Source organism: Aneurinibacillus aneurinilyticus ATCC 12856 (assembly GCF_000466385.1).
In the GTDB taxonomy this organism is placed as follows: Bacteria; Bacillota; Bacilli; order Aneurinibacillales; family Aneurinibacillaceae; genus Aneurinibacillus; species Aneurinibacillus aneurinilyticus.
On record NZ_KE952743.1, the window covers coordinates 1 to 503 of the forward strand.

Consider the following 503-nt stretch of genomic DNA (forward strand, 5'->3'; position numbering starts at 1 on the left):
TTCCACCTTATGGATAATCAACAGGCGTGATATTATATGTAATAAAATTACATCTGGGAAGAAGAAAGGGGATAACATGTCGAAAAGAAAAAAGTTATTATTGCCCCCTTAGTTGCAGCTTCTTTAGTTTTCCGACTTCGGTTTTTGCTAATGAACAGATTGTATACAGAAACTACCATTGAGGAATTAAATGAGCAAAAATCTGATAATAAGTTTCCAGAAGATGTAGTAGAACAAGACAATAATCAAGTACTACGTAATAATTTAGAGTCCCAACAAAATGTACAGCCTCAGTTTGCCCCTCATCCAGGAGAGAATAGCAAAAGGAATACGAGATATCTTTGGGCTGGTTTAGCTGATGGTGTAATTGACGGAGTTTATGGCCATAAGCTTACAGCGACCTTAATAAAACATTCACTGCAAGATAGTCCCTCTTCTATGAAAATCACAGATGCAAGAACCCAAAATTTATTTAACAGCTTTCCGAAAGAAGTCCCCTTCCT

1 protein-coding gene is annotated in these 503 nt (G+C 36.6%); it reads left to right on the forward strand.

Annotation, left to right across the window (positions count from 1 at the left end; genetic code table 11):
• Positions 1-150: 150 nt before the first annotated feature.
• Positions 151-503: hypothetical protein (locus HMPREF0083_RS07375; protein WP_021620559.1), on the forward strand; the 353-nt coding region annotated here is incomplete at its 3' end.